This window comes from Microcoleus sp. S13_C3 (assembly GCF_036700905.1).
In the GTDB taxonomy this organism is placed as follows: domain Bacteria; phylum Cyanobacteriota; class Cyanobacteriia; order Cyanobacteriales; family Microcoleaceae; genus Microcoleus.
Genome location: NZ_JAUBPT010000087.1, coordinates 21,974 through 28,836 on the forward strand (window position 1 = coordinate 21,974; position 6,863 = coordinate 28,836).

The following is a 6,863-nucleotide window of genomic DNA, read 5'->3' on the forward strand; positions in this document are numbered from 1 at the left end:
CTTCGCACCGGATGGGAGGATTGCTATTGATATCGCTCGGATTAGCTACTGGGAGTTGTTATTTTTCGATTTTACTAATTACCAACTACTCCTTATTAGCGATTAGTGATTTTGTGCTTTTCTTTCTCGCAGTTTCAACAGTATTTCTGCATGAACTTCGCGGGTTATTGGATAAAAATATGTAAGAATCATGCCAGCAATTAAAGCAATGGTGGGCAGTGGCCCGATCGCAACTCGAATCGCAAACAGTGCAGACTCTGGCTGTACGGGTGCAGGCTGTCCCGGAACTGTAGATAGAAATCCAGCTCCTTCTAATGCTTGGCCTACCAACCACAAACCCACTGCCAATCCGATTTTTTGCAGCAGTACCATAAACGAATAGAAAACGCCTTCGCGTCTTTCTCCTGTTTGGAGTTCGTCGAGTTCGATCACATCCGGTATCATCGACCAAGGTATTAGATAAGCCGTGGAAACTCCGACACCTGCCATGACTGCTAATATGTACATATGCAATACTTGTCCGGGTTGGAGGAAAAACAGTCCAGCTTGGGCAATAATCCACAAACTCATGCCCATAAAATATACGGCTTTTTTGCCGTATCTCTCGCTGACTTTACTCCAAACAAATAGCATGATTAATGCAGTGCCTTGAACTGCGATCGCCACCAAGCTAAAAACGTACTGTGGCTGTTGCATCCAGTTAACAACAAAGTAGGGAATAATAGTAGCAGTCAACTGCACTCCCAGCCAAGAAAAAAGATAAATTCCAATGACGTACAAAAAAGGGCGATTGCTAAATGCAATCTGCAACTGTTCTTTCAGTGGCAAGGATGTAGAATTATCGAGTTCGGCGTTTTCTAATAGTTGGGCTGCGACGTGCTTGCGAGTTCCCAAAACGCACCAGTACAAAGGCAAGACAGAGATAACTGCACAGATTGCACCTAATACTAAATATTGTTGATTCGGGTCCTTTTCAAATACACGAAAGATAATTAGAGCTAAGATTAATGAAAAGATGCTGCCCCCAATGGAGAAAGCAAATCGAAAACTATTAAGGCTAGTGCGTTCGTTGTAGTCTTGAGTAAGTTCTGGAGTTAGGGCAGTGTAGGGAAGATTGACAGCCGTGTAGGCGGTGTTGAACAAAATGCTGATTGCAACATAGTACCAAAATAACACTGTGTGATCCGTGCTAGGTACAATCCACTGCAATAAGAAGAATATGCCGAAGGGAATGCCACCATATATTATCCAAGGATATCGGCGGCCCCAAGGGTGAGAAGTGCGATCGCTCAAAACCCCCACAATCGGGTCATTTATGGCATCCCAAACCTTGCCAACTACCAAAATATTACTGGCTAAACCGGCCGGTAAACCAGCGACATTGGTAAAGAAAACTAGGAGGTAAAATGCCAAAACATTAGCGGTAATTGCCGGGCCGAGGTCGCCGGCACCGTAAGCTAATTTTGTTGAGAAACTGAGTTTTTGTGTGGCGGGGTTTTTGGCTGCTGGTTGAGGGGGGGAAGTGTTGCTCATAAACTTTGATTTCGAGATTTTTTGACAGTCACAGTCTTTCCAGTAGGAGTATAACTCATGCTACGCCCTAATACTAAGTTTTTTGTAGCGATCGGGATTATTCTGAAGATGTGGTAATTGATAATTGGTAATTGATAGATTTGTAGGGGCGGGTTCACCAACAATAATCGCCCCAAAACAAACAATCTCAAAAACCCGCCCCAACCCAACTTTCCAAGCCAAATGTCCGTTCAGATTTACGGTGGGGTGGGGGCGGGTTTATATGAATTGTCGGTCATTGTTATGTATGGTTTGTGAACCCGCCCCTACAACGTTGTGGTAATTCGAGCGATATCAATATACACAATACCCGTAGATACCGTAGCAGCTACGCACCATACAAGGGGCGGGTTTTAGCCGAAATATCGATCTGTAGCTAAAGATATCGATAAACCCGCCGCCCACAGACTTAAGGAAACAGTTGCGAAATCTGAACTTCTATTTCTGGAAAGGCCAGCATTGACAAAACATCATCTTCATTAAATACTGTTTCTTGTCCGTAGTTGGCCTCGCCCGGTTCGCGAAAAACATAAACTTGCCGCGTGTTAACATCAAGTATCCAATAATCACTAATTCCCGCCTTAGCATAAGCCGGTGCTTTCCGCTTGCGGTCTGTTTCTAAAGTCGTGTCAGCTATTTCTATTAATAAGAAAATATTGTCTGGTACGGGATGAAAATCTTTGTACAGCCGAGGGTCGATTTGCACTACAGCAATATCGGGTTCTGGTTCTGAATTTATACTTAGAGTAACCGGGTCTTGGATGCGAATTAAAGCAAGTCCTACCAGCAGATTTCTCAGATAGTCGGCTGCACAGAGATTAGTTGCTGCGTGGGGAGGATTTTTTGCACTCATTGAAATAATTTGCCCGTCAATTAATTCGACTCGTTCATCGGGATTGAGAATGCCAGTTTCGGTCATCCGGCGGTATTCGGCTACAGTCCACAAGCGTACATCTGTTACAGTCATGGCACAATTTCCTTTGGCGATATTATCTATTATCCTAGAGGCCGAAACCGCAGGGCGGTTTCATTTTCTTGTAGGGGCAAACCCTCGTGAAGAGCCCCGATGCCTGAAATGTCCATGAAATCATCTGTGGGTGGGGGCGGGCACTCTTGGCACCGCCCCTACAAAAGCCTGGTTTTCCGTAGGGGCAATCCCACGCCCGGTTGCCCCGAAACAGCCCTGGCCGAAACCGGGTTTTTTATCAAAATAGTGGATGAGAGACTTTAACACTGGTAAAAAACCCGGTTTCTTTGGTATATTCCCGGACTACTTTAAATCCACAATATCCAATCTACAATCTAAAATATAAAATCTTAAATTACTCGGTCAGCAATCTCGATTTAGCTGTAATTGCTCCCACACACCACAAAATGGCATTGACAATTTCCGATCGCTGAATATCTTCTGCGTATAAAAAAGTTGCAAACTCTTCCTCAATATTCAAATGATCTGCAAAATCATAAAGTATGCGCTTGTATTCAGTTGGCATCGGTATTAAAGTAGCTTTCACTAAATCGAAAAGCGCGTTCAAACAGTTGAGGATAGTAGCTGACTCGTCAAAATCTTCGGCATCGAGCAAGTACAGCGTTTCTGCAATGTCGCAAATAGCGTCTATTTGTGTGGGTGGCTTTCCCAGTTTGCTGACATCGATATTGCACAATTGGAGAGCGTTAATCGCTAGTTCTGGACGGGTAAAAAATACAAGTTGACCGCCGGCTACTAAGGGCGGCTCTTGTTCTCCGTAGACAATTAGAGTATATAGATTGGGTATTTCGGTGCCGGGGTCGATCCGAAAACCGAACAGCCACAACAATTTTTCTGTATTTGGGTTCGCTGTTTGCAGTGTTGTTGGGAAAATATTGGGTTCTGACATGAATTTTTAATCCCTATAATACGCTCTTAAACTCGGTTTATACGCAAATTTTTTGTCTTTTAGGACTTACGCAATCATTCCTGGTATGGGGGCAACCACGGGGGGTTAGCCCCCTACAAAACACTATATATTGAGGCGGTGCGTAAGTCCTGTCTTTGTGAGAAATCTACAGATAAACCTGGTTTAGAAGGCAAGAGTGCGTAATCTTTTTTCTCCTATAAATTTTGCTGAATAATATCGCAGCATTCGGCCACACTGGCTCTTTCTTCCATTGCTGCTACTAGGGCTTCGTAAGCTGATTTGTGGCTTTCTATCAGGTTTTTGGCTCGCAGCAAACCCCAGTTTTGTTTGAGTTGAATCTCGGAACTTGGACGGCGCATTTGTGTTAAAATTGCACTAATTTTTGTGCGGTCTTCGGCTCCTCCTTGTGCACTGCCGTAAACAAATTTTTCGGCGACTATTCCGGCCATCCACACTGTGCAGTATTGGTCTAAAAGTTGGGCGGAAAGAGTGCCATTTTGGAGTTGAGATGCTAATTGTTCGTCTTCAAATCGGACGCCGCCTTGGGCTGTTTGGCCTTGTTTAAATGCTTCCCAAGCGTTGAGGGCGTAGCTGGTTACGGGAATTCCCAACAGGTGCGCGACTAGGAAGTGTCCGGCTTCGTGGTGAAGGATACGATCGCGCTTTTGTTTGGAAGTTCCCCCCAGCCAATCTAAAAAAATAGTACCGCCTTGACCTTGCCACTGGAAACTGTCAAGGGTAGCAAGCCCCAACAGGCAAAAAGTGGCGATCGCAGGTACGGCTTCTGGCAAGTTGAATAGGGGCCCCAACAATATTGAAATGGTGATGGCAAAGATAGAAATAGCGATAATATTCAAAGAAGTGTCTTTCATAATGCGGAATTGGTAACTGGGAATTGGGAATTGGGAATTTGTAATAGGGAATTGGTAATGGGAATTGGTTTTAGAGGTAAACTCAGGTACGATCGCGCGATCGGTTTGGCAGCGTCGGGTCGATCGCAGCAGCCGGGACTTCCGACAAAAACACCACCTTCCAGTTTGACTGAAAATTGTCCCTCCGAAGCCACCGATATTAAAAAGATATTAAAATAAATCAAAGTCCAGTAAAAGTGTTAGTGGAATCCTTCATGTCAGTTTTGGCAGCGATCGCAGTTTTAGGTATCTTGATTGTCGTTCACGAACTCGGCCACTTCCTGGCGGCGAGACTTCAACACATCCACGTCAACCGCTTCTCCATCGGTTTCGGGCCCATCCTCTGGAAGTACCAAGGCCCGGAAACTGAATACGCCCTTCGCGCCTTTCCCCTGGGAGGTTTCGTGGGTTTCCCGGACGACGATCCAGACAGTACAATTCCGCCAAATGACCCGAATTTGCTCAAAAATCGCCCCGTGCTCGATCGGGCGATCGTCATTAGCGCAGGGGTAGTTGCCAACTTAATTTTTGCTTATTTCCTGCTGGTGGTGCAATTGAGCACTGTCGGCGCTGCACAAATGAACTACCTACCGGGAGTTAAAGTCCCGGAAGTCGCTGCGGAAGTCAGTTCGGCCGCCAAACAAGCGGGAATTCGATCGGGCGACGTTGTTCTGTCTGTTGACGGCAAGGAATTGGGCGCTTCCGGCGAAGCAGTCAAATTATTGGTCGCAGCAATCCAAGATCATCCCAACCAACCCCTAGCGTTGGAAATTCAGCGCCAAGAACAAAAATTTGTGGTGACAGTAACTCCTGAAGAGTCGCCCGACGGCAAAGGTCGCATTGGCGTGCAGCTAACTTCTAACGGCACTGTGGTGCGGCAGAGGGCCGGATTTGTAGAGGCGTTTAGCAAGGCCGCCAAAGAATTTGAGCGGATTGTGGTGCTGACGGTTCAAGGTTTCGGGCAGTTACTTAGCAATTTCAGCCAGACTGCCGACAAGTTGTCCGGGCCTGTGGCGATTGTGGCGATTGGTGCAGGGATTGCCAAATCGGATGCTGCGAGTTTGTTTCAGTATGCGGTGTTAATTAGCATCAATTTGGCTGTGATTAATATCTTGCCTTTACCTGCTTTGGACGGCGGTCAGCTAGCTTTTCTGTTAATAGAAGGACTGCGGGGCAAGCCTCTGCCGAACCGCATTCAGGAAAATGTCATGCAGACTGGTTTGGTGTTGTTGCTGGGTTTGGGAATTTTCTTGATTATTCGCGATACTGCTAATTTGGCTGGGTTCGATTTGCGAAATTTCCTGCAATAGTAAATGAAGGAAGAGGGAAGAAGGAAGTTCGGCAACGGATTCGCTCGACGGATGTAACGGATGTAACGGATTTCAGGAAGAAGGAAGAAGGAAGAATTATGTCTAGTTTTCCGTTTTCCTATTTTCCTATTTTCCCCTCTCCTTTTTTTCCGACGCAAGCGAGGCAGAACCTCTGGTTATGGGTTCCCCAGTCGTGCCTGGAAGTTAAAAACAAATAACAACTGACTAATGACTAATGACTACTGAGTAATGACTACTGAGTAATGACTACTGACTAATGACTAATGACTAATGACTACTGACTAATGACTAAAAAGTTAAGTTTAAAACAACGATCGCTCGAAATTCTGATTCGCCTCAAACGCCTCTATCCAGAAGCTCCTTGCACTCTCAACTACGAAACTCCCGTGCAGTTGCTGGTGGCGACGATTCTCTCGGCTCAGTGTACGGACGATAGAGTAAATTTGGTAACGCCGGCTTTGTTTGAGCGTTTTCCCGATGCGGTTGCTTTGGCAAATGCTGATATAGAAGAATTGGAAAGTCTGGTGCGATCGACTGGTTTCTACCGCAATAAGTCTAAAAATATTAAAGGTGCTTGTCAGGCGATCGTCAATAAATTTAACAATCAAGTGCCGCAGCGTATGGAACTGCTGCTAGAATTGCCCGGAGTTGCCCGCAAAACGGCTAATGTCGTTCTCGCCCACGCTTTTGGTATTAATATGGGCGTGACGGTAGACACTCACGTCAAACGTTTGAGTCAGCGGTTGGGATTGACCGAACATACCGATCCTATAAGGATCGAGCGGGATTTGATGATATTGTTGCCGCAGCCCGATTGGGAAAATTGGTCGATTCGGTTGGTTTATCACGGCAGGGCGGTTTGTAATGCCAGAAATCCGGCTTGCAATGTTTGCGAACTGGCAGATTTGTGTCCTTCTGCTAATAGTTTGGTGTTGCACCAATGTTAAGTACAGGCAAGATGCCTGTACCACAAAAATCTTGAGTTATTGCAGATTTGTACCTTTTTGCTAATAGTTAGGTGTTGCACCAATGTTAAGTACAGGCAAGATGCCTGTACCACAAAAATGTTGAGTTATTGTGGAACAGGCATCTTGCCTGTTGCTAAAAATGTTGAGTGATTGTGGAACAGGCATCTTGCCTGTTGCTAAAAA

7 protein-coding genes are annotated in these 6,863 nt (G+C 45.5%); 3 read left to right on the forward strand and 4 right to left on the reverse strand.

Annotation, left to right across the window (positions count from 1 at the left end; all coding sequences use genetic code 11):
* Nucleotides 1–102: 102 nt before the first annotated feature.
* From QUA16_RS22145 to QUA16_RS22160, 4 genes are all read right to left on the reverse strand, one after another.
* Complete coding sequence (locus tag QUA16_RS22145) at nucleotides 103–1,533, reverse strand: MFS transporter (RefSeq protein ID WP_333105719.1); 1,431 nt, start codon at nucleotides 1,531–1,533, stop codon at nucleotides 103–105.
* Between the two features lie 448 nt (nucleotides 1,534–1,981).
* Nucleotides 1,982–2,539, reverse strand: coding sequence for a Uma2 family endonuclease (locus QUA16_RS22150; protein WP_333105717.1), 558 nt, complete (start codon nucleotides 2,537–2,539; stop codon nucleotides 1,982–1,984).
* A gap of 355 nt (nucleotides 2,540–2,894) precedes the next feature.
* Nucleotides 2,895–3,449, reverse strand: coding sequence for a hypothetical protein (locus QUA16_RS22155; RefSeq protein ID WP_333105716.1), 555 nt, complete (start codon nucleotides 3,447–3,449; stop codon nucleotides 2,895–2,897).
* A 215-nt stretch (nucleotides 3,450–3,664) separates the two neighbouring features.
* Nucleotides 3,665–4,342: an ATP-dependent Zn protease gene (locus QUA16_RS22160; protein WP_333105715.1), complete on the reverse strand. Its 678-nt coding sequence runs from the start codon at nucleotides 4,340–4,342 to the stop codon at nucleotides 3,665–3,667.
* A gap of 9 nt (nucleotides 4,343–4,351) precedes the next feature.
* Between QUA16_RS22160 and QUA16_RS22165 the strand changes: the two genes are divergently transcribed.
* The 3 genes from QUA16_RS22165 to nth all read left to right on the forward strand — a co-directional run bounded on the left by QUA16_RS22165 (nucleotide 4,352) and on the right by nth (nucleotide 6,659).
* Nucleotides 4,352–4,561: a hypothetical protein gene (locus tag QUA16_RS22165; protein WP_333181334.1), complete on the forward strand. Its 210-nt coding sequence runs from the start codon at nucleotides 4,352–4,354 to the stop codon at nucleotides 4,559–4,561.
* Nucleotides 4,562–4,596: 35 nt separating this feature from the next.
* On the forward strand, nucleotides 4,597–5,691 hold the full coding sequence (rseP, locus tag QUA16_RS22170; RefSeq protein ID WP_333105712.1) for an RIP metalloprotease RseP: 1,095 nt from the start codon (nucleotides 4,597–4,599) through the stop codon (nucleotides 5,689–5,691).
* Between the two features lie 305 nt (nucleotides 5,692–5,996).
* Nucleotides 5,997–6,659, forward strand: coding sequence for an endonuclease III (nth, locus tag QUA16_RS22175; protein ID WP_333105711.1), 663 nt, complete (start codon nucleotides 5,997–5,999; stop codon nucleotides 6,657–6,659).
* Nucleotides 6,660–6,863 lie beyond the last annotated feature (204 nt).

Coding starts and splice junctions, on each gene's coding strand:
- QUA16_RS22155 (WP_333105716.1), bottom strand. CDS start 3,449: ATGTCAGAACCCAATATTTTCCCAACAACACTGCAAACAGCGAACCCA.
- nth (WP_333105711.1), top strand. CDS start 5,997: ATGACTAAAAAGTTAAGTTTAAAACAACGATCGCTCGAAATTCTGATT.
- QUA16_RS22145 (WP_333105719.1), bottom strand. CDS start 1,533: ATGAGCAACACTTCCCCCCCTCAACCAGCAGCCAAAAACCCCGCCACA.
- QUA16_RS22150 (WP_333105717.1), bottom strand. CDS start 2,539: ATGACTGTAACAGATGTACGCTTGTGGACTGTAGCCGAATACCGCCGG.
- rseP (WP_333105712.1), top strand. CDS start 4,597: ATGTCAGTTTTGGCAGCGATCGCAGTTTTAGGTATCTTGATTGTCGTT.
- QUA16_RS22160 (WP_333105715.1), bottom strand. CDS start 4,342: ATGAAAGACACTTCTTTGAATATTATCGCTATTTCTATCTTTGCCATC.